Origin of the sequence: Sphingomonas mali NBRC 15500 (assembly GCF_001598415.1) — a bacterium.
Lineage (GTDB): Bacteria > Pseudomonadota > Alphaproteobacteria > Sphingomonadales > Sphingomonadaceae > Sphingomonas > Sphingomonas mali.
In genome coordinates this window covers 64,242-84,241 of the sequence record NZ_BCYX01000011.1, presented here as the reverse complement: position 1 = coordinate 84,241, position 20,000 = coordinate 64,242, and the positions used below count along the sequence as shown (strand labels likewise).

The window sequence follows — 20,000 nt, the reverse complement described above, 5'->3', positions numbered from 1 at the left end:
GCGCCAAAAAATCGGGTTATCGGTTGCTCTTGGCCTTGCCGCTGAAATGCATGGTCGCGCGCCCGTCGAGCCGCACCACGCGATTCTCGAGATCGGCATTCATCGTATCGGCGTTGAACTCGCCTTGCGGCAGGGTGCCGGAGACGCCGCCCGTCCCCTGCATCGTGCGCTTCCTCAAATCGACCGTCGCTGCGTTGCTCTGAAGGCTGTAGCCCTTGGGGCCGGTGAAGGTGATCGGCCCCGAGACGTCAACCTGCTGACTCTTCAGATTGTAATTGCCCTTGGGCGCCTGAAGCTTGCCGGGGCCGTCCGACAACAGGATATCGGCGTTCATGTGGTCGATCTCGACGATCGGCTGGCTGGCGTCGCGCTGCACCGCCGATTGTGCGGTCAAGGTGAAAGGTTGGCCCTTGTCGGACTCGCCGCGATAGGTCGCCGACTGGACGCGCAGGCGTTCCTTGGTGATTTCCACCTTGTTGCGGTCGAGCACGAAACTGACGTCGCCGCCGGCGGTCAGCGGCAGGAACACCATCAGCGCGGCGACGACGCCGACCGCCGACGGCAGGACAATGCGCAAGATCGCGATCAGTGTGTCGTGTCCGCTCCCCGGCGCCGCCCAACGCTGGCGCTCGGACCGCATCCGGAGCGCGACGTCAGACATGCGCGAAGATGTCGATTTCGGGCCAGCCGGCGAGATCGAGCTCGGCGCGCCACGGCAGGAAGTCGAAGCAGGCCTGCGCCAGTTCGGCGCGGTTTTCGCGAACCAGGCGGCGATCGAGTTCCTCGCGCAGGCGATGCAGATAGCGCACGTCGGACGCGGCATAATCCTTTTGCGCGTCGCTCAGTTCGGGGCCGCCCCAATCGGACGATTGCTGCTGTTTCGAAATGTCCTGGCCGAGCAGCTCGCGGACCAATTCCTTCAGCCCATGCCGGTCGGTATAGGTGCGGACCAGCCGCGACGCGGTCTTGGTGCAATAGACCGGGCCGGCGGTGACGCCGAGATAATGCTTGATCGCGGCGAGATCGAAGCGCGCGAAATGATAGAGCTTGTCGCGCGCCGGATCGGCCAGCAACGCCTTCAGATTGGGCGCTGCATAATCGCTGCCGGGGCCGAAGCGGACGAGATGCTCGTCGGGTCCGCCATCGGACAATTGCACCAGGCACAAACGGTCGCGCGGCGTGATCAGCCCCATCGTCTCGGTGTCGATGGCGATCGCGGCACCGGGCGCGAACAGCCCGGCGGGAAGGTCTTCCTCGTGGAGATATACGGTCATCGCCTAGCGCCTAGCCCTTCCGGGCGGAACGCTCAATGGGCGGAGGAAGATGCCGCGTTCAGTGAGCGGCGCCGTTCCCGCTCCGCCGCTCGCGCGCCTTGCGGCTCCAGATGTTGAGGATCTCGACCCCGGCGGAGAAGGCCATGGCGGTATAGACGTAACCCTTGGGGACATGGACGCCGAAGCCGTCGGCGATCAGCACGAGCCCGATCATCAAGAGAAAACCTAGCGCAAGCATCACCACGGTCGGGTTCTTCGCGATGAAATTGGACAAGGGGTCGGCGGCGAGCAGCATCACCCCCACTGCGACCACCACGGCGACGATCATGATCGGCAATTCGTCGGTCATACCGACCGCGGTCAGGATCGAATCGATCGAGAAGACGAGATCGAGCACCAGAATCTGGGCGATCGCGGTCGCGAAGCCGAGCGACTTCTGGCTGTTGGTCTTGTCGAGCGGTGAATCCGACTCGGCCGGATCGACGCTGTGATGGATTTCGGTCGTCGCCTTGTAGAGCAGGAACAGGCCGCCCGCGATCAGGATGAGATCGCGAATCGAAAAGGCCGTTTCGAAGCTGGGATTGCCATGCGCGTCGATCGCCCCGGTCAGCCCGAGATCGATCACCGGCGCGGTCATGCCGACGATCCAGCTGATCGTCGTGAGCAGCAGCAGGCGCATGACGAGCGCGAGCCCGATGCCGATCCGCCGCGTGCGGGCACGGTCCGCCTCGGGCAATTTGTTCGACAGAATCGCGACGAAGACCAGGTTGTCGATGCCGAGCACGACTTCCATCATGATCAGTGTCAACAGCGCCGCCCAGGCGGCCGGACTGGCGAGAAGTTCGATGATCGACATAGGGCGCGGCTGTGCCGTCTTGGCCACGCTCGCGCAAGTATCGCGACGACAAGGGCAGGAATGCGGACGATTTTGTTCGCGGCGTGGCCGATTTTCGGCTAAGACTCGCAATAAGGCGCTGTTGGTTTGCGCCCGAAGGCCTGCGTCTGTCGTCCGACGCGTTGGTTCTTGAATGTGATACGGGGCGAACCGGAAAGACGAACAGGGCATGAGTTTCGATAAAGGTGGCCGTGGCAATCGTGGTGGTCGCGGCCGTGACAAGCGCGACAATTTCGGCGGTGACGACTTTGGCGGCGGTGGAGATTTCGGCGGCGGTGGCTTCGGCGGCGGTAGCAGCTATGGCGGCGGCGGCGGCGGATATCGCGGCGGCGGTGGCGGCTTCGGCGGCGGTGGTGGCGGCTTCGGCGGCGGCGGCGGTGGTTTCCGCGGCGGCGGCGGTGGCGGCGGGTTCCGTGGCGGCGGCGGTGGCGGCGGCGGCATGCCCCCCCAGGTCGTCGGTGAAGGCACCGGCGTCGTAAAGTTCTTCAACGGGCAAAAGGGCTTCGGCTTCGTCGTTCGCGACGATGGCGGCGAGGACGTGTTCGTGCACATCAGCGCGGTCGAGCAGGCCGGCCTGACCGGCCTGGCCGAGGGTCAGCCGCTGGGCTTCACGCTCGTCGACCGCGGCGGCCGCATTTCGGCGACCGACCTCAAGATTGAGGGCGAGCCCCTGCCGGTCCAGGATCGCGGTCCGCGTCCCGAGCGTGCAGCCGGCGGCCCTGGTGGCGCTGGCGGCGGTGGTGGTCGCGAGCTGACCGGTGAGAAGGCGACCGGCACGGTCAAGTTCTTCAACGCGATGAAGGGTTTCGGCTTCATTCAGCGCGACGACGGCCAGCCCGATGCATTCGTCCACATCTCTGCGGTCGAGCGCGCCGGCATGACCAGCCTGAACGAAGGCGATCGGCTCGAATTCGAGCTCGAGGTCGACAATCGTCGCGGCAAATACGCCGCGGTGAACCTCACGGCGATCTAATCGTCCTCCGGTTCCGCTTTTGAATAAGCCCGGTCCGCAGATATGCGGGCCGGGCTTTTTCGTTTGGGGGTAAATCCTCCCCGTTTACCGGGAGGGGAACCAAGACGCGCGGCGGCTTGGTGGAGGGGGCGGGCATCAAGCGACGTAGATGTGGAGAGCCCCTCCACCACCGCCTCCGGCGGCGGTCCCCCTCCCCGTAAACGGGGAGGATTCTTCTGCTACCCCCGCAAAATCAGACCAGCCCCGGCCAGAATCCCCAGCACCGCCATCGCGCGCGCCACCGTCACTCGCTCTTTCAGAAACACGACAGCGATGATCAGCGCCGTCACCATCCCTGTCTCGCGCAACGCGGCGAGCGGTGCGGTCGGGCCGATCGACAATGCATAGAGCGCGAGGCCATAGGTCAGGATCGACAGCGCGCCCGCGATCGCGCCCGGCCGCCATTGCTGGCGCATCGACGCGAACAAGGCACCGCGAGTCAGAATCGCGAACAGGCCGACGATGACCAACCCCATCGTCACGAACATCCAGGCGATATAGCTGAACGGCGTCGGCGCCGCGCGCACCCCCGCGGCGTCGATCACGGTATAGGCAGCGATGGTGAAACCGGTCAGCACTGCCCAGCCGAACCCGGCGCGGCTCAGATGGCGGCCGATCGCCAGCACGAACATCGACACGCCGATCAGCGCGATCCCGATAATGCTTATCGTCGAAACGTGATCGCCGAGCAGCCCGAGCGTCACAGCCGCAGTGACCAGCGGCGCGGTGCCGCGCAGCACGGGATAAGCGGAGGAAAAATCGCTGACCTGATACGCCCTGATCAACGCGTAGAGATAGAGCGCATGGACGAGCGCGGTCGCGGCGAGCCAGGCCCAGGCGCCGTGCGGCAGGGGCACGAGCAACAAGACGGGGAGCAGGATGACCGCCGCCGAACCGTCGGTCATCGCGCGCGACGCCATCTTGTCCTTGCCGCCCTTGACGATCGCATTGACCACCGCGTGGATCGACCCCGAGGCGATCATCAGCAGCGGCGCGAGCGTGGCGGTCATCCTCGCCCTAATTGCCTGTGACGGCGGGGACGTCTAGTCAAAGGCAGTGCGCCAACCGACCGATCCTGCTGCCGCCCGCGCCCGCCTGACCGAGGCGCTGGTACGTACCGGCCAGGAGGATCGCGCCGCGTTGCAGGATGTCTATCGCCTGACCTCGGCGAAGCTTTTCGGCATATGTTTGCGTATCTGCGGAGAGCGGAGCGCTGCCGAGGATGTATTGCACGACGTCTATCTCACGATCTGGAAGCGCGCCGGCGCCTATGAGCCCGGCCGCGCGAGCCCGATTTCGTGGCTGGCGACGATCGCGCGCAACAGGGCGATCGACTGGGTGCGGGCCAGGGGCGCCCGACCCTCGCACCCGATCGAGGAAGCTGCGATGGTAGCCGACACATCTCCGGATCAGCGCGAGGTCGCCGAGCGCGACGAGGAATCGCGGCGGCTGCACGATTGCCTCGACGCGCTCGACGCGCGCGCGCGCGACGCGATCCGCACGGCCTTTTTCGACGGCGTGACCTATGCCGAACTGGCCGAGCGCAAGAACGTGCCGCTGGGCACGATGAAGAGCATCATGCGGCGCGGCCTGCTCCAGTTGAGGGGATGTGTCGATGACGCCTGACGCTCCCGACCCCGATATGACCGCGGCCGAACTCGCGCTCGGCCTGCTCGATGGCGAGGAACGCGCCACGGCGCTGCGACGGGTGTTGGCCGATCCTGCCTTCGCGCGCGAGGTCGAGGAGTGGCGCCAGCGGCTGGCCGGGCTGTTCGACGATTATGCGGAAGTTCCTGCCCCCGAATCGGTCGCTGCTCGCCTCGCGCAACTCGACTCGTCCGCCGCGCCGGCGCCAGGTCGGCGCGCGCGCTGGCCGATCGCCGCGATGGTCACCGCGATCGCGGCGATGCTCGCCTTGTTCGTCGTGCTGCGCCCGGCACCGCCGGCCGCGGTCGCGCCGCACCATTTGATGGTCGCGTCGCTGATGATGAGCGACAAATCTGCCGCGGTGCCGGCGATGGTCGACATGACGACGGGCGAGATGCGTGTCGGCGGGGCGGCGATGGCGCCAGCAGGCAAGACCGCCCAGCTCTGGATGATCGGCGGCGATGGCGTACCCAAGCCGATGGGAATGCTGGCATCGGCCGGGCCGTCGCGCATGGTACTACCGATGGAGAAACGCCGCGCCCTGAAGGCCGGCATCATGCTGGCGGTATCGATCGAGCCGCTCGGCGGGTCGCCAACCGGGCTGCCGACCGGGCCGGTCGTGGCGAGCGGAAAACTGTTGATCGCCTAAGCTGCTCCCGCGCAAGCGAAGCACCGCAAATTCTTCGCATCATTGCATCCGCCGGCGCCCCGCCTCCGTACCTCCAGACGCACGCGCCAAATGGCGTGCTTCAGGAGACAGGGACATGAAGGCAATTCGTAAATTGATGCTCGCGACCGCATTGGTCGCCGGCGCGGGCGCAAGCGTCGCCGCGATGAAGAACCCGATGGTCGGCGGTGCCGCCATGTATCCGACCAAGAATATCGTTCAGAATGCGGTCAATTCGAAGGACCACACCACGCTGGTCGCCGCGGTCAAGGCAGCCGGGCTGGTCGACACCTTGTCCGGTGCGGGTCCGTTCACCGTGTTCGCCCCGACCAATGCCGCGTTCGCCAAGCTGCCCGCTGGAACGGTCGACACGTTGCTCAAGCCCGAGAACAAGGGCCAGTTGACCTCGGTGCTGACCTATCACGTCGTGCCGGGCCGGATCACCGCGGCGATGATCGCGGCCAAGGCCAAGAAGGACGGCGGCGTCGCCAGCTACGCGACGGTCCAGGGCGGGATGCTCAAGTTCAAGAAGATGGGCGCCGGCTGGGCGGTCATGGACGACAAGGGCGACACCGGAATGATCACCATCGCCAACGTGATGCAATCGAATGGCGTGATCCACGTCATCGACACCGTCATGCTGCCCTAATTCCTGCCGGGGCAGCGAGGGACCGGCGTCATTCCCCCGGCGCCGGTCCCTCATGCGTTCGACGTCGCACAAGCTGAGATGTGCCGGCATCCCGGCAAACCAGATCGGAGGACGTCATGCGGAAGGTCCCAGCCATCACGATCGCCGCGCCGGGCTTGGGTTCGGTTTGCCGTCAGGTCGCACACTATTCGGATGGGCGTGTCTCCACTATCGCCGATCCTGACATGACGAACGGAAAACGATCCAGGTGAGGCGCGCCGACCTGGCCCGGGCGACCATCGCGCCGCTCTATCTGCTGGCTGGAGCGATACATATAGCGCGACCGGACCTCTTCATGCAGGTCATGCCACCGGCGCTTCCATATCCTCTCGTCATCGTCGTGCTGACCGGTGCTGCCGAGATTGCCGGCGCGGTCGGGCTGTTCGTGCCGCGGACCCGAGCGGCCGCAGGTGTGGCGCTCGCGCTCTATGCGGTCTGCGTCTATCCGGCGAACATTCTCCATGCTGTGCACGATTTGTCGACCGGCACCGGGCTGGGCTGGGCCTATCATTACCCTCGCCTGTTCGCGCAGCCGCTCATCTGCTGGTGGGCACTGGCTGCCGGCGGCTTGACCGGTCGCCGCCGATAATCGGAGACCCCGATCAGGTCACCAGCTTCCTGATTCCCGCGATCGTATCCGCTTCGGCCGCCGGCTTGTCCGTGCGGATGCGATGGATGCGCGGGAAGCGCATCGCGACGCCCGATTTGTGGCGTTTCGACTCGTGGATCGAATCGAACGCGACCTCCAGGACCAGCGTCTTCTCGACTTCGCGGACCGGACCGAATCGGTTGACGGTGTGGTTCCGCACGAAGCTGTCGAGCCATTTGAGCTCGTCGTCGGTGATCCCCGAATACGCCTTGCCGACGGGTAGCAACTCGCCCTCTTCGGTCCAGCAGCCGAACGTATAATCGCTGTAGAAGGAGGAGCGCCGGCCATTGCCGCGCTGCGCATACATCATCACGCAATCGGCGGTCAGGGGATCGCGTTTCCATTTGTACCACAGGCCGGTGCGGCGCCCGGCGACGTAATCGGAATCGCGGCGCTTGAGCATCACGCCCTCGATCGCGGCGTCGCGCGCGCCGGCGCGAATTTCTTCCAGCGCGGCGAAATCCTGCGCTTCGATCAGGACGCTGACGTCGAACCGCTCGGGATCGAGCCGGGCAGCGAAGCTTTCGAGCCGCGTGCGGCGGTCGGTCCAGGGGAGCGCGCGCAGGTCGTCGTTCTCATCGAACAATATGTCGTAGAGGCGGACGAAGGCCGGATACTCGTCGAGCATTTTCGCCGATACGATTTTGCGCCCCAGCCGCTGTTGCAGCGCATTGAAGCTGGCGGCGCCCGCGCCTTCCTCGAGCGCGCTGCCTTGCGCCTCGCCCTTCACCATCAATTCGCCGTCGAGCACGCCCGGCGTGCGGAACGCCGCGGCGATGTCAGGGAAGCTGCCCGTGATATCGTCGCCGGCACGGCTGTAGAGCCGGGTCGTCCCGCCGACATGGACGAGCTGGACGCGAATGCCGTCCCATTTCCACTCGGCCGCGTAATCGGCGAGGTCGACGATTCCGTCCTCGAGCGGATGCGCGAGCATGAACGGGCGGAACACCGGAACGTCGGCCGACGTCGGCTGGGGGCCGCGCCCTTCGACCCAGTCGAACAATTCGGCATAAGGCGGGCGGATGGCGTGCCAGACTTCCTCCACGGCCTCGACCGCGACGCCGAATGCCTGAGCCAGCGCGGTCTTGGCGAGCCGCGCGGAGACGCCGATGCGGAGCGCGCCGGTCGCCATCTTGAGCAACGCGAACCTTTCCTCGGCATCCATCCGGTCGAGCATCGCGGCGAGTGCCGCCGGTGCGTCCGAGCGCGACAGCGAATTGAGCGTGTCGACCACCTGCCCGACCGACAGGGGCTCGCCGCTGCCGTCATCGGCGCCCGGCCACAGCAAGGCGATCGTCTCCGCGGTGTCGCCGACATAGTCGCGGCTCATCCGGAACAGTACCGGGTCGACGCGCTCCTCGATCAGCGCGCGGATCACTGCCGGCTTGACCGCAGGAAGGTCGAGGTCGCCGGTCAGCGCGGCGATCGCCCAGCCGCGGTCCGGATCGGGCGTCGCCTTCAGATAATCGCCGATCAGCTTGAGCTTGGCGTTGCGCGACCGCGTATAGATCAGCGAATCGAGGAGCGGCGCGAAAGCGTGCATGTCGCGACCAACATGGCGCTGGCGTAACGGTTCCACCAGAGGCGCCCACTAAATCCTCCCCATTCATGGGGAGGGGGACCAAGACGCGCAGCGGCTTGGTGGAGGGGGCGACCCCCAAGCGGTGCACTAAATGTGGAGGCCCCCCTCCACCACTCGCTACGCGAGCGGTCCCCCTCCCCGTTCCGGGGAGGATTTGGAGCCATTGCCCGCCGCCCGCGCACCTCCTAGGCGTTCGGCCATGCGCAAGCTGCTGATGGTCGTACTGATCCTGTTGCTGATCGTGGCGGGATTCTATCTCTATGCGCGCGCCGAGGCGCGGTTCGATCCGGTGGTCAGAACCGCGACAGTGAAGCTACCCCGCTGGCCGAAGGGCATAAAGCCCGTTCGCGCGGTGCTGATCAGCGATGTGCATATCGGCAGCCAAGCGATGGACGAGGCGCGGCTGACCCGCATCGTCGACCAGATCAACGCGCTCAACCCCGATATCGTGCTGATGGCGGGCGACTTCATCTATGGCCACGATCCGCATGGCGGGAGGAAGCTCGGCCCCGGGCTGGTGGCGCCGTTCAAGAAGCTGCACCCGCCGCTCGGCGTTGTTGCCGTGTTGGGCAATCACGATCACTGGACGGGGGCCGACGACGTGACCAGCCTGTTGGCGCAGGCGCGGATCACCGTGCTGGTCAACGACGTCACCGCGCGCGGACCAATTGCCATCGGCGGGGTCGACGACGATTACACGCACCATGCCGACATCGCCGCGACCATGGCCAAGCTGCGTCCGTTCGAGGGAGCGCGCATCATCCTGACGCATTCGCCCGACATCGCGCCACGATTGCCCGGGGACGTGCATCTGCTGCTCGCGGGACATACGCATTGCGGCCAAGGGGTGTTGCCCTTTTACGGCCCGGTCGCAAGCGTATCGCATTTCGGGGACCGCTATCGCTGCGGGCTGGTGCTCGACCCGGGACACGCGGTGATTGTGACTGGGGGACTGGGAACGAGCGGCCCGCCGCTGCGCTTCGGCGCGCCGCCGGATCTGTGGCTGATTACGATCGAAGGCTGAGGGCCACGGAACTCCCCTCCCGCAAGGGAGGGGAATCCCAAGAGGTTACGCCTTCCGCCCGGCCTCGAACAGGAACCAGGCACGGCGTTCGGCCTGGTCGGTCCAATCGTCGATCATCGCGCTGGTGGCATTGTCCTTGGCAGTGTCGGCGATGTCCTTGGCCTCGCGCAGGCTTTCGACCAGCTTGAGGTTATCGTCGCGCAATTCCTTGAGCATGTCGTCGGGCGCGACGAAATCCTTGTCATTGTCCTTGATCGTCTGATGCCGGGCGATGTCGCCGATCGAGCGCAAGGTGACGTTGCCGGTCTTGCGCACGCGCTCGGCGATGTCGTCGGTCGAGGCGAAGATCTCGGCCGCCTGCTCGTCGAGCATCAGATGATAATCGCGGAAATGCGGGCCCGAGACGTGCCAGTGGAAGTTCTTGGTCTTGAGATAGAGCGCGAACGAATCGGCCAGGATCGTGTTGAGCGCGTCCTTCACGCTCTTGGCGGCGTTGGACGACAAATCGGTCGGGGTTTTGAGATCGGCGTTGGGCATGGTGTCTCCGTTGGAACGAACGAGTCGTTGCGATAACGGATCAATATGGGATTGGCTCCCGCCCTCGCCGCACGAAAATGCCGGGCAGAGTGATCGACGCGCTAGATCAGGCGTAGCGCGGAAAAGGCGAGCCAGAACCCGGCGACCGCCAGCAATCCGCCGAGGACGATGCCGATCGCGCGATGCGGCAAGGTGCGCCAGATCATGTCGCCACCGATCGCAGCAAAACCGAGCACGACCGCGCTGCCGATGAATCCGCCGATCCCGGCGAGCGCGGCGGTGCCGCTCATCGCCAGTGCGAGCGTGACGAATTCGGTCCGGCCGCTCCACCCGCCGACGGTCAGCCGGCCAGCCGTGGTCCAGAACGGATGGCGTCCCTCTCCCGGCTCGATCGCTTTGCCCGGCCAGATCCCGCCGCTCGCCGCTGCGAGCAGGGCAAAGGCGACGAACAGCCGTTTCGGATTGGGCGTAAGATGCGGCGCGAGAAAGAAACCCGCCACCGCCGCAATTGCATGCGTGATCAGGATCGCGACCAGCGCGCCGGCGAGCACCGCGCCGGCCTTGCCCGAACGATCAGCGACGCGCGCGACATAAGTCGCCGTCGGATCGGTCGCGCGAATCAGCAAGGCGGCAACCAGCGCCGCCATCAATGAATCCATCAGCCGCCCAGTCGCATCGCACCGGCGGCGAGGAAGACGTGGCCGGTCTGCGCGTCGGTCTGGCCGCAGCCGACCGCTTCGCTCAGCATCGCGATCCAGCCGCGCACGATCATCCCGCTTTCGCCGCGCCCCAGCGCCGCTTCGAGCGCATGCGCCACCGCCACCACGGGCAATACGCCCGCCGCTTCGGCAACACAGCGGATCGAATCGACTTCGACGACGAGGTCGCGCGGGCGCACATGCTGCGCCATCAGGTCGAGCCGCGCGACCCGCGCGGCGAGATCGTCATTACGAGCAGAAACCCCCATTTCCCTAACTCCCGCTTCGCTTGCGCGAGAGTGCTACGAAGATGGTAAAGGGAGTGTTAAAGCCCCTTGCGCTTGACAATCGCCCTCGGCTGGGCCAATGGCCCGCCCCTGACAAGCGGCGGCACGTCCGCCGCTTTTGTATTTCAACCAGCAGGAATTTGGGTCATGGCCAAGCCGACCACCGTCAAGATCAAGCTCGTCAGCTCGGCCGACACCGGCTTCTTCTACGTTACGAAGAAGAATCCGCGCACCCAGACCGAGAAGCTGTCGTTCCGCAAATACGATCCCGTCGTGCGCAAGCATGTCGAGTTCAAGGAAGCGAAGATCAAGTAACGCGCGGGGCGTAAAGCCCCAAACGTCATCCCGGCCTTGTGCCGGGATCCAACGGGCCGCGGGGGAAACCCTCAGCGGCCCTTTGCATGTCAGACGGCATCGCGTCTGCATAGGTGCTGCCGGGATGATAGTTGGACCCCGAAACAAGTCCGGGGTGACGACGGAAGGTGGGGTGGTCCTTCCCGGACCGTCAAAGCAGCGCGTTCACTTCCTCGACGAATCGCGCGACCGAGATCGGTTTGGACACATAGGCATCGGCGCCGGCGGCACGGATGCGGTCCTCGTCCTCGCGCCCGGCATAAGCGGTCACCGCCATGATCGGGATCTTGCCCAGATTCTCATCGGCCTTGATCTGCAGGATGAGGTCATAGCCGCTGACATAAGGCAGCTGGATGTCCATCACGATCAGGTCGGGAACGAAGGCACGCGCGCGCTCGACCGCGTCGCGGCCGTCGCGCACGGGTTCGGTCTCGAATTCGTGCGCGCGCAGCAAATCGCAGAACAGCTTCAGATTGAGTTCGTTGTCCTCGACAACCAGCACGCGCTTTGCCAACGGGGTCTCCTTGGACCACGACATAGCAATGAACCCCACCGACACCAACGACGCCCCGACCCTGGCATTGCACGCGCTGGCCTGGACGCTGGCCGATCCGGCACGCGCGCGGCGATTGCTCGACCTGACCGGACTCGACGCGGACGCCCTGCGTGGTTCGGCGGCGAATCGCGGCACGCAGGCGGCGGTGCTCGGGTTCCTCGAGGCGCACGAGCCCGATCTGGTCGCCTGTGCGGCGGAACTCGGCGTCAAACCCGAAACCTTGGTCGCCGCGCGACGGAGCCTGGAAGCATGACGCGCCCGCTGCTGATCTGCGATTGCGACGAAGTGCTGCTGCACATGGTGCGGCATTTCGGCACCTGGCTGCGCGAGCGCCACGACATCGCCTTCGCGCACGAAACGGGCAGTTTCATCGCGATGACCCATGCCGATGGCAGCCCGGTCGAGCACCAGCGGATCTGGGCGATGCTGGACGAATTCTTTCCCGCGGAGATGGAACGCCAGACTTTGGTCCCCGGTGCCGCCGAGGCGCTGGCCGCGCTGGCGGAGAGCGCGGACATCGTCATCCTGACTAATCTCGGCGATCACTGCCGCGACCATCGCATCGAGCAATTGGCGCGGCATGGCATCCGCCACCGGGTCGAAACCAATCAGGGCGGCAAGGGTGGTCCCGTCGCCCGGCTGGTCGCGGAATATGGCAATCCGGTCACGGTTTTCGTCGATGATCTGGCGACCCATCACGAATCGGTTGCCAAGCACGCGCCCACAGTCCACCGGCTCCACTTGGTGGCCGAGCCCGCAATGGCACCGCAAGTGCCGCCCGCGGTGCACGCGCACGCACGAATCGACGACTGGGGGGCAGCGCGCGACTGGATCGACCAGCGCTTCGCCGCCGGCCAGCCGGCCATAACAGAAGGGATTTCCGCATGACCGACCGTATCGACCGCAAGCTGGAGGAAATGGGCCTGAGCCTGCCGTCGCCGGCCGCTCCAGTCGCCTCATATGTGCCGACGGTCGACGCCAACGGCCTGCTCCACATTTCGGGCCAGCTGCCGTTCAAGGACGGCAAGGTGGTCACCGGCCGGCTGGGTGACGGCGTCGACAAGGTCGCGGGGCAGGAAGCCGCCGAATTGTGCGGGCTGATGCTGGTCGCGCAGATCAAGGCGGCACTGGGCGGTGACCTCAGCCGCGTCGAGCGGATCGTCAAGCTGGGCGTGTTCGTCAATTCAGCACCCGATTTCACCGATCAGCCCGAAGTCGCCAACGGCGCGTCGAACCTGATGGAAGCCTTGTTCGGCGAGGCCGGCAAACATGCCCGTAGCGCTGTCGGCGTCGCTGCGTTGCCGCGCGGTGCGGCGGTCGAGGTCGACGCCGTCGTCAAGCTGGCGGACTGAGCGAACCAACGAGCAAACGAACTAAACGTCGTGCCGGGCTTGTCCCGGCATCCACCGATCCGCATATTCCGCGCATGCGAGGAAAGCGGCACAGTGGTGTGCGGGTGGCATCATGTCCCCCGGACATGATGTTGGCCTGCCTGGGGCAGGCCAAAACCCGCACACGGCACAAGGCCGGGGTGACGAAAGACTGCGGCTGGTGAGTCGCACTCCCATTACCGCGCGAATTTCCGAAGGGGTGTCGCAGGTCGCCGCGACTGACTGGGACGCGTGCGCCGGCACCGGTAACCCGTTCGTGCGCCACGATTTCCTCTCGATCCTCGAAGAATCGGGGAGCGTCGGGCGCGGCACCGGATGGCAGGCACTGCCGGTGATCGTCGATGGCGCCGATGGTCGCCCAGCGGCGATCGCACCGGCCTATGCCAAGAGCCACAGCCAGGGCGAATATGTCTTCGATCACGCCTGGGCCGACGCTTGGGAGCGCGCTGGCGGCGACTATTACCCCAAACTCCAGATCGCGGCCCCGTTCACCCCGGTACCGGGTCCGCGACTGCTGCTACGCGACGCGGCGTTCGCCCCAGCACTGATCGGCGCGATCGAGGCGCTGACCGACCAGAACGGGCTGAGCTCGGCGCATGCGACCTTCATCGCGCCCGACCAGCTGCCACTGTTCGAGGCGGCGAGCTGGCTGATCCGCGAGGGCACTCAATTCCACTGGCGGAATGACGGTTACACGACGTTCGACGATTTCCTCGCCGCGCTCGCCAGCCGCAAGCGCAAGGCGATTCGCCAGGAACGCGCCAAGGCAGTGGAGGGACTGACGATCCGTCACGTCACCGGCGCCGAGCTGACCGAGGCGCATTGGGACGCCTTTTGGGCATTCTATCAGGACACCGGCAGCCGCAAATGGGGGCATCCCTATCTGACGCGACCGTTCTTCTCGTTGCTTGGCGAGCGGATGGCGGATCAGGTGCTGCTGATCCTGGCCGAACGCGACGGCCGTCCGATCGCGGGAGCGCTCAACCTGATCGGTAGCGACACGCTCTACGGCCGCTATTGGGGATGCGTCGAAGACGTCCCCTTCCTCCATTTCGAGCTATGCTATTACCAGGCGATCGATGCCGCGATCGCCCTAGGACTCAAAACCGTCGAAGCAGGCGCACAGGGCGAGCACAAATTGGCGCGCGGTTATGTCCCCGTGCCGACCTGGTCGGCGCATTACATTCCCGACCGCAATTTCCGCCGCGCGATCGCTGACTTCCTGGCGCGCGAGCGCGCCGGCGTCGAAAGCGACCAGCAATATCTGGCGCAGCTCACGCCATTCAGAAGAGGGGAACCTTGCTCTTAGGCGGGAGCGGAAAGTCGCTCCTCTTGGCCTGCGGCGCCACCTCGACATGGTTGACCTTGAACACCACGCTGTCGCCGCTGCGCCAGATCGGGGTCAGGTCCTGAACATATTTGGCGTGATAGGGCGGCGGCGTGATCAGCCACACATAATCGAATGCCGGGCGCGGGAAGAGCGCGAGGCTGCGGTCGATCGGTCGCCACCATTCGCGCGCGCATTGCCGTTCGGTGACGATTTCGGACGGGTCGTGCGAGAAGTGCCCGGCGGCGACATATTTGGTCGTGAGCAATTGCGCCCCGGGCATCGACCATTGGTCATTGGTATAGGCAGCGTTCCGCTCGAGCGCGAGCGCGGGCAGATGCTCGAGCCGGCTCATCAGCCATTCGTTGTTGCACGTCTTGCCGACGAAGCTGACCAGCCGCGCGCCGACCGGGATATGGTTGAGCGCCTTGAGCTCGCGGTCGTAATTCTGGTCGAAAATGTAGAAGCTCACCGTCGTCGCGGTGGTGCGAACCAGCACGAAGGCCAGCCCGAGAACAGCGACCGTCGTCATCGCGCGTGTCGACACCATTTTTTTGGGCCGGATCGCGATCACAGCGATCGCCACCATGAACGGCGCCAGGCGCATATCGGCATAAGCCGAACCGAACACGATGCGCGGCAACAGCACGAAGACCGTGACCAGGAACAAGGTCGAGAGGCCGACTGCACGCGAATATTCGAAATTGGGGTCGCGCACCGCCTTATAGATGACGAGCCCGATCACCGCCACCGAGGCGATGTCGAACGCCATCCAGCGATCGCGCAGCATCATCGTCAGCCAGCTGATCTTGGCTTGCCAGTTGAACCAGTCGCCGGTTTGCCCGGATACATGCTGGCCGTTCCGCCAGGCGATCATCATCAGCATCGGCAAGCACAGCGGCAGGCAATGCAGCCCGGCGCGCACGAATCCCATTGCCCAACGCTTGGCACCTTCGCGCGTGATTGGCCCGATCCGCGCCCCGACCTCGTCCTTTATGCGATCGTGCTCGCGAACCATTTCCGCCGAGAAAGCGAGCACGCCGAGCACGCCCCAGCCGAAGGTGTGGCAGACCCACAGGATGCACGACAGCGGCACGAAGATGATCGCGCGCAACCGGAACTTCTTGAGCCGCGCGAGCCGCAGCCAGAGCGCGAACATCGGCAGCGCCCAGGCCATCGACAGCATGAAGTTCACGAAGCCGAATTGCAGCGGGTAGCAATAAGCGAGCGGCAGCGCGAACAGGGCGGTGGGCGGGATGCGCCCATGCACTTCGCGCGCGATCCATAACAGCCCGATCACGATCAGCGGCGGGATCGACAACACGATCAGCTTGACCGACAGTTCGAGCCCGAAGATCGGGTGCATGATCTCGACCAGCAGGTCGACGCCGAGATTGCCAATCAGCGACCATTGGAAATTATACCAGTCGAGCAGCCAGGGGTAATTCTGGAGATCGACCTGGACGCGATACCGGCCCATGTGCCCAGGCAAGTCGACCAGCGGCGGGATATTGGGCCATAACAGCGGCACCATCGACAACAACGCCATCACCACCACGAAGGTGCGCGTCTGCCACCATTGAAGTTTGTCGCCGCCGTCCATCTTCGCGGCTTTAGGCATGGCCGGGGCCACGCCGCAAGGTCAACGCACGCGCCAAACCTTTGCGGGCGAGCCGTGAAGCGCCACCGGCGTCAGCCAGGCAGGTGTCCGGCCGGCGTCGAGCTGCGCGAGAAACCCCTTGGGCGCTTCATTCTCGTAGATCAGGACTTCAGGCAGACCGGGGCAGAACGCGACATAGTCGACCCGCCGCCTGACAACGACGGCGTGCGCCTGATCGGCCGTGCCAGTGAAGGTCGCGATCACGTCGTGCATCGCGGTCGCGCCGCGGTGATAGCCGCTGGCCACCGCTTCGTGGTGAGTGAGTAGCAGGATGGTTGGCGAGATATCGAGCGGTGCGAGGACATTGCCGCGGGGCAGGTCGGATAATGCCTTCATATCGCTGGCGGCGAGACATCCCATCGCCCGGCGAATGGCCGTGACCCGCGCGTCGGGCGCGGCGGAAGTTATCGCGACACCGGACACCGCGCCCGGCGCGGCCGCGACGAAGACACCAAGCGTCGCTGCCAGCCGCTTCGGCAGATTCTCGATCGATCGAGCCCGCAGAAGCAAGGGATGGAGCAAGCGCACGGCACCCGCGATAGCGAGCAGATTGGCGACTCCAGCTGCGCGTTGGACGAGGATTGCCAGGATCGTCGCGGCGCTGAGGAGGAACAACATGGCGATCCAGCGCGTCCGTTGGTCGCCGTCGCTCGTCTTGACCGCGAGGGCGGTGCCGGCAAGGCCAATCACCGGCAAGCCGATCGTGTTGACGACCGATGGCAGATCCTGGACCCAAAGCGGCAATCCTTCCGCCACCTTGAGATACCAGAAGTGGCGCACGAGCGGATCAAGCTGGCCGAACGGACCGGTCGCGCATTGCGGTGCGATCAACGGCAACGGTACGAGCGCGACCGCGCCGACGCAGGCCAACGCGACCAGGCGGCCAGCAGTCGTTTTGATCGGCAGCATCGCTACGCCGATCGAGCCGAGCGCGGCGATGGCGAGCATCGCCAGATAGACCGGCGACACCGCGTCGCACATGGACACGCCCCACGCACCGGGCGAATGCGACACCAGAAAAAGGAAACCGGCGCCCGCGCAACTGGTCGCCATCGTCGCAACCAGCAGCGGGCGATTGGACGGCGTGATCGCCCATTTGAGCGCGACCAGCGCCAGGATGGCTGCGATCATCGGCAGCCCCTCGAGCGAGATTGTGACCCAGACGGTGATCGCCAAGCCTGCCAGCCATCCGGATCTTCGCGTCGGTGCGCCGATCACCGCGTAGACCGTCAGCAGCGCCATGGCCATCTGCCAGCCATGGTGATCGATGCGCATCGGCTGAAGCTGGTGCAGGACTTCGGCGCAAACCGGCGTGATGCTGACCGCCATCAAGGCTGGGGCGTCATTCGCGAACAGCCGCCGCGCCAAAGCCGCGACCAAGGCCATCACCACGCCGAGCGTCAGCAACGGCACGACCACCAAGGCAACGTGCTCGGCGAGAAGCTGACCCAGCAACGGCCGCAACGTCAGGATCACGGCGGCGATCGGCAGGTCGACCAGGCGAGACCAGTGCATCGGCAAGCCGGCGGGAAGGTTGATGCGATGCTGGGTCACGTCGAACCAGCTTTGTCCGGCCAGCCAGTCGCGGACCTCGAGCAACCGCATCTGATCGTCGGGATCGGGGAAACGCCAGGCGACGATCGCGCTCCAGGCAATGACGACGAGCAGGAGGCAGGTGCCGGCCCAGATCGCCGCGGTCGACAGCCAGAAGCGCCGGTCGGTCATGCGAAGACGATTTTCGATCGCAGCAGATAGGTGGCCTGGAAGCTCGCCGCGATCGCGACCAGTTTGGCCAGCCGGGCGTCGAGTCCGAATTGAACCGCAAGGCTGACGATCCCGACGGTGATCAGCAGACCGGCAAAGGCCGAGAGCAGGAACAGCGCCTGTTGCCGCGTACGTTCGATGCCGACGTCGCGCAGGTCACCGGCGAACACCAGCCGGCTCGACATCAGCCAATGGATCAGGATGCCCGCACTGTAGCTGAGCGCCGACAGCAGCGCGATCGGCATGCCGGTGGCCTGGAGCGCCATGAACAGCGAGACATCGACGCCAAGCGCAACGACGCTCGCGGCCAGATAGCGCAGATAGGTTGCTCGCCACAGCAAGGCCATGACGCGATTCATCAGGCGGCCGCTCCCAAGCGGGCAGGCACGAGGCGTTCGGATGCGAGGGCGGCGCGTTCGCCCTCATTACCGCTCTCGTGATATTCGGCGTCCTCGTTGACCGCCCAGATATCGTAGATCCGCTCGTCGGCCTGGATGTTGCGGACGGTGAGCATCGCGGTCATCATCGCGTGATCCTGATTGTTGTAGCGATGCATGCCGTTGCGGCCGACCAGGTGTAGCGTCGGATAGCGCGCTTCGAGCTCGCCGCGCATTTCCTCGACATTCGTCCGGTAGGCGTCGTCATAGACGGGATAGGCCTTTTCCTGCCGCACGACGCGCCCGCCGACGACAGTGGCCGGATCCGCCAGCCCCAAAGTCGCGAGTTCCTTCGTCGCCAGCGCGACAAGATCGTCGTCCGACGCCGACCACAGACCATCGCCTTCAAAACAGAAATATTCGAGGCCGACACAGGCAAGCGCTTCGTCGGGCACCATTTCTGGCGACCAGCTGCGGAAATTCTGGACGCGGCCGACCTTCACGCGCGGGTCGTGGATATAGATCCAATTGTCGGGGAACAGATCGTCCGACCGGATCATCAGCGCCACCGTCAGGAAGTCGCGGTAATTGAGGTCGAGCGCGTTGGGCAACGTCGCTGGCAGAGGATGAATTCGCCCGGCCAGCTCGCGCATCGGCGCGGATGAGATGACATGGCCGGCATTGATCGTCAGCATCTCGTCGCCACGGCGCGCCGCGACGCGCCAGCGCCCCGTCGCCTGGTCCTGGCTGATCTGATGCAGCGCGGTTCCCATCAGCACGCGGTTGCCGCCGGCCACCACCTTGTCGCGCGCTGCATCCCACATCATGCCCGGCCCCTGGCGCGGATAGCGGAAGGTTTCGAGCAATGTCTTGACCGCCATGCCGTCGTTGCGCCGCTTGTTGAGCCCGAGCGAACGCTTGAGTCCGTCGATCACCGCACCGCCCAGGCTCAGTCCCTTGATGCGCTGCGCCGCCCAGTCCGCCGACATCTCGTCGCACGGCATGCCCCAGACCTTTTCGGTATAGGTCTTGAAGAAGATCGAATAGAGTTTGTGGCCGAACTGATTGACCACCCATTGCTCGAACGAGCGCGGATCCTTGGTCGGAAATGCCTTGGCCTTGGCGTAGCTCAGCATGCACATGGCCGAGCGCCAGATGCCGAGATTCATCAGCGCCTCGAACCCGCGCAAGGGATAGCTGTAGAACTTGCCCTCGTAATAGATGCGGCTCATCCGCGGGCGTTCGATGAAATCGTCGGGCAGGATCTCGTTCCAGAGATCGACCACTTCTTTCGATTTCGAGAAGAAACGGTGGCCGCCGATATCGAACCGGAAGCCGTCATGCTCGACGGTGCGGCTGATGCCGCCGACATAGACCGGATCCTTCTCGATCACGGTAACCGAATAGCCGAGCTTGGTAAGCTGGTACGCGGCGGTCAGGCCCGCCGGGCCGGCGCCGATGATCGCGACATCGACTGCCTGGTCGTCCCGCATGTCTACTTTCCCCCGAACCGCGATGGTCGGAGGGAGCCTTGGCGGAAAGTGGTTAACGCTCTCCTAAAGCGCGAGCGATTAGGGCGTGCCGTCGACCAAACAGACGATCACCAAGCGC

Annotated in this window: 24 protein-coding genes; 11 read left to right on the top strand and 13 right to left on the bottom strand. The window is 65.2% G+C overall.

The genetic code is table 11. The features are described 5' to 3' along the window. Positions 1–16: 16 nt before the first annotated feature. The 3 genes from lptC to SMA01S_RS10520 are packed head-to-tail and all read right to left on the bottom strand — an operon-like array spanning position 17 to position 2,130. A complete protein-coding gene (gene lptC / locus SMA01S_RS10530; protein WP_066821294.1) occupies positions 17–661 on the bottom strand; it encodes an LPS export ABC transporter periplasmic protein LptC in 645 nt (214 codons plus the stop codon). Beyond that, complete coding sequence (locus SMA01S_RS10525) at positions 654–1,274, bottom strand: ribonuclease D (RefSeq protein WP_066821292.1); 621 nt, start codon at positions 1,272–1,274, stop codon at positions 654–656. The genes lptC and SMA01S_RS10525 overlap by 8 nt, the downstream gene beginning before the upstream one ends. A 58-nt stretch (positions 1,275–1,332) precedes the next feature. Further along, on the bottom strand, positions 1,333–2,130 hold the full coding sequence (locus SMA01S_RS10520; protein ID WP_066821286.1) for a TerC family protein: 798 nt from the start codon (positions 2,128–2,130) through the stop codon (positions 1,333–1,335). A gap of 208 nt (positions 2,131–2,338) precedes the next feature. Between SMA01S_RS10520 and SMA01S_RS25285 the strand changes: the two genes are divergently transcribed. Further along, complete coding sequence (locus tag SMA01S_RS25285) at positions 2,339–3,142, top strand: cold-shock protein (RefSeq protein ID WP_066821283.1); 804 nt, start codon at positions 2,339–2,341, stop codon at positions 3,140–3,142. Positions 3,143–3,360: 218 nt separating this feature from the next. On the opposite strand, the gene SMA01S_RS10510 is transcribed toward SMA01S_RS25285, so the two are convergent. Next, a complete protein-coding gene (locus tag SMA01S_RS10510) occupies positions 3,361–4,191 on the bottom strand; it encodes an EamA family transporter (RefSeq protein WP_066821280.1) in 831 nt (276 codons plus the stop codon). A gap of 46 nt (positions 4,192–4,237) precedes the next feature. Between SMA01S_RS10510 and SMA01S_RS10505 the strand changes: the two genes are divergently transcribed. The 4 genes from SMA01S_RS10505 (at position 4,238) to SMA01S_RS10490 (ending at position 6,772) form a co-directional block, all read left to right on the top strand. Beyond that, positions 4,238–4,807, top strand: a complete 570-nt coding sequence (locus SMA01S_RS10505) for a sigma-70 family RNA polymerase sigma factor (protein WP_066821277.1) — start codon at positions 4,238–4,240, stop codon at positions 4,805–4,807. Continuing rightward, positions 4,797–5,477 carry an anti-sigma factor gene (locus tag SMA01S_RS10500; protein ID WP_066821274.1) on the top strand — a complete coding sequence of 227 codons (681 nt, stop codon included), beginning with the start codon at positions 4,797–4,799 and terminating at the stop codon, positions 5,475–5,477. The genes SMA01S_RS10505 and SMA01S_RS10500 overlap by 11 nt, the downstream gene beginning before the upstream one ends. Before the next feature lie 115 nt (positions 5,478–5,592). Further along, positions 5,593–6,144: a fasciclin domain-containing protein gene (locus tag SMA01S_RS10495; protein ID WP_066821272.1), complete on the top strand. Its 552-nt coding sequence runs from the start codon at positions 5,593–5,595 to the stop codon at positions 6,142–6,144. A gap of 247 nt (positions 6,145–6,391) precedes the next feature. Next, entirely contained in the window at positions 6,392–6,772 is a 381-nt protein-coding gene (locus SMA01S_RS10490; protein WP_245649230.1) for a DoxX family protein, read from the top strand. 13 nt (positions 6,773–6,785) lie between these two features. On the opposite strand, the gene SMA01S_RS10485 is transcribed toward SMA01S_RS10490, so the two are convergent. Beyond that, positions 6,786–8,375 carry a cisplatin damage response ATP-dependent DNA ligase gene (locus tag SMA01S_RS10485; RefSeq protein ID WP_066821269.1) on the bottom strand — a complete coding sequence of 530 codons (1,590 nt, stop codon included), beginning with the start codon at positions 8,373–8,375 and terminating at the stop codon, positions 6,786–6,788. Between the two features lie 238 nt (positions 8,376–8,613). Between SMA01S_RS10485 and SMA01S_RS10480 the strand changes: the two genes are divergently transcribed. After that, positions 8,614–9,438: a metallophosphoesterase gene (locus SMA01S_RS10480; RefSeq protein ID WP_084250229.1), complete on the top strand. Its 825-nt coding sequence runs from the start codon at positions 8,614–8,616 to the stop codon at positions 9,436–9,438. A gap of 45 nt (positions 9,439–9,483) precedes the next feature. On the opposite strand, the gene SMA01S_RS10475 is transcribed toward SMA01S_RS10480, so the two are convergent. The 3 genes from SMA01S_RS10475 to SMA01S_RS10465 all read right to left on the bottom strand — a co-directional run bounded on the left by SMA01S_RS10475 (position 9,484) and on the right by SMA01S_RS10465 (position 10,942). Continuing rightward, positions 9,484–9,975: a Dps family protein gene (locus SMA01S_RS10475; protein WP_066821266.1), complete on the bottom strand. Its 492-nt coding sequence runs from the start codon at positions 9,973–9,975 to the stop codon at positions 9,484–9,486. Between the two features lie 101 nt (positions 9,976–10,076). Continuing rightward, positions 10,077–10,622, bottom strand: coding sequence for a TMEM165/GDT1 family protein (locus SMA01S_RS10470; RefSeq protein ID WP_157093894.1), 546 nt, complete (start codon positions 10,620–10,622; stop codon positions 10,077–10,079). An 11-nt stretch (positions 10,623–10,633) separates the two neighbouring features. After that, complete coding sequence (locus tag SMA01S_RS10465; RefSeq protein ID WP_066821262.1) at positions 10,634–10,942, bottom strand: hypothetical protein; 309 nt, start codon at positions 10,940–10,942, stop codon at positions 10,634–10,636. 165 nt (positions 10,943–11,107) lie between these two features. On the opposite strand from SMA01S_RS10465, the gene rpmG reads away from it, so the two are divergent. Further along, positions 11,108–11,275: a 50S ribosomal protein L33 gene (gene rpmG, locus SMA01S_RS10460; RefSeq protein WP_066808222.1), complete on the top strand. Its 168-nt coding sequence runs from the start codon at positions 11,108–11,110 to the stop codon at positions 11,273–11,275. Positions 11,276–11,465: 190 nt separating this feature from the next. On the opposite strand, the gene SMA01S_RS10455 is transcribed toward rpmG, so the two are convergent. After that, positions 11,466–11,828 (bottom strand): response regulator, encoded by a 363-nt coding sequence (locus tag SMA01S_RS10455; RefSeq protein WP_066821394.1) that lies wholly within the window; start codon positions 11,826–11,828, stop codon positions 11,466–11,468. Between the two features lie 28 nt (positions 11,829–11,856). On the opposite strand from SMA01S_RS10455, the gene SMA01S_RS10450 reads away from it, so the two are divergent. From SMA01S_RS10450 to SMA01S_RS10435, 4 genes are all read left to right on the top strand, one after another. Next, complete coding sequence (locus SMA01S_RS10450) at positions 11,857–12,123, top strand: DUF3572 domain-containing protein (RefSeq protein WP_066821260.1); 267 nt, start codon at positions 11,857–11,859, stop codon at positions 12,121–12,123. Beyond that, positions 12,120–12,758 (top strand): hypothetical protein, encoded by a 639-nt coding sequence (locus SMA01S_RS10445; RefSeq protein WP_066821258.1) that lies wholly within the window; start codon positions 12,120–12,122, stop codon positions 12,756–12,758. The genes SMA01S_RS10450 and SMA01S_RS10445 overlap by 4 nt, the downstream gene beginning before the upstream one ends. Then, positions 12,755–13,222: a RidA family protein gene (locus tag SMA01S_RS10440; protein ID WP_066821255.1), complete on the top strand. Its 468-nt coding sequence runs from the start codon at positions 12,755–12,757 to the stop codon at positions 13,220–13,222. The genes SMA01S_RS10445 and SMA01S_RS10440 overlap by 4 nt, the downstream gene beginning before the upstream one ends. Before the next feature lie 199 nt (positions 13,223–13,421). Continuing rightward, positions 13,422–14,570, top strand: coding sequence for a GNAT family N-acetyltransferase (locus tag SMA01S_RS10435; RefSeq protein WP_066821252.1), 1,149 nt, complete (start codon positions 13,422–13,424; stop codon positions 14,568–14,570). Here the strand turns inward: SMA01S_RS10435 and SMA01S_RS10430 are convergent. From SMA01S_RS10430 to SMA01S_RS10415, 4 genes are read right to left on the bottom strand one after another with little or no spacing between them, the layout of a single operon-like run. After that, the gene (locus SMA01S_RS10430; RefSeq protein ID WP_066821391.1) at positions 14,545–16,191 is read right to left on the bottom strand and encodes a hypothetical protein; all 1,647 of its coding nucleotides are present in this window, start codon (positions 16,189–16,191) and stop codon (positions 14,545–14,547) included. The two genes, SMA01S_RS10435 and SMA01S_RS10430, sit on opposite strands and share 26 nt — an antisense overlap. Positions 16,192–16,230: 39 nt before the next feature. Next, positions 16,231–17,973 carry a hypothetical protein gene (locus SMA01S_RS10425; protein ID WP_066821250.1) on the bottom strand — a complete coding sequence of 581 codons (1,743 nt, stop codon included), beginning with the start codon at positions 17,971–17,973 and terminating at the stop codon, positions 16,231–16,233. After that, complete coding sequence (locus tag SMA01S_RS10420; RefSeq protein WP_066821247.1) at positions 17,970–18,371, bottom strand: GtrA family protein; 402 nt, start codon at positions 18,369–18,371, stop codon at positions 17,970–17,972. Before SMA01S_RS10420 ends, SMA01S_RS10425 begins: the two co-directional genes overlap by 4 nt. Then, positions 18,371–19,882: an NAD(P)/FAD-dependent oxidoreductase gene (locus tag SMA01S_RS10415; protein ID WP_066821244.1), complete on the bottom strand. Its 1,512-nt coding sequence runs from the start codon at positions 19,880–19,882 to the stop codon at positions 18,371–18,373. Before SMA01S_RS10415 ends, SMA01S_RS10420 begins: the two co-directional genes overlap by 1 nt. Positions 19,883–20,000: the final 118 nt, after the last annotated feature.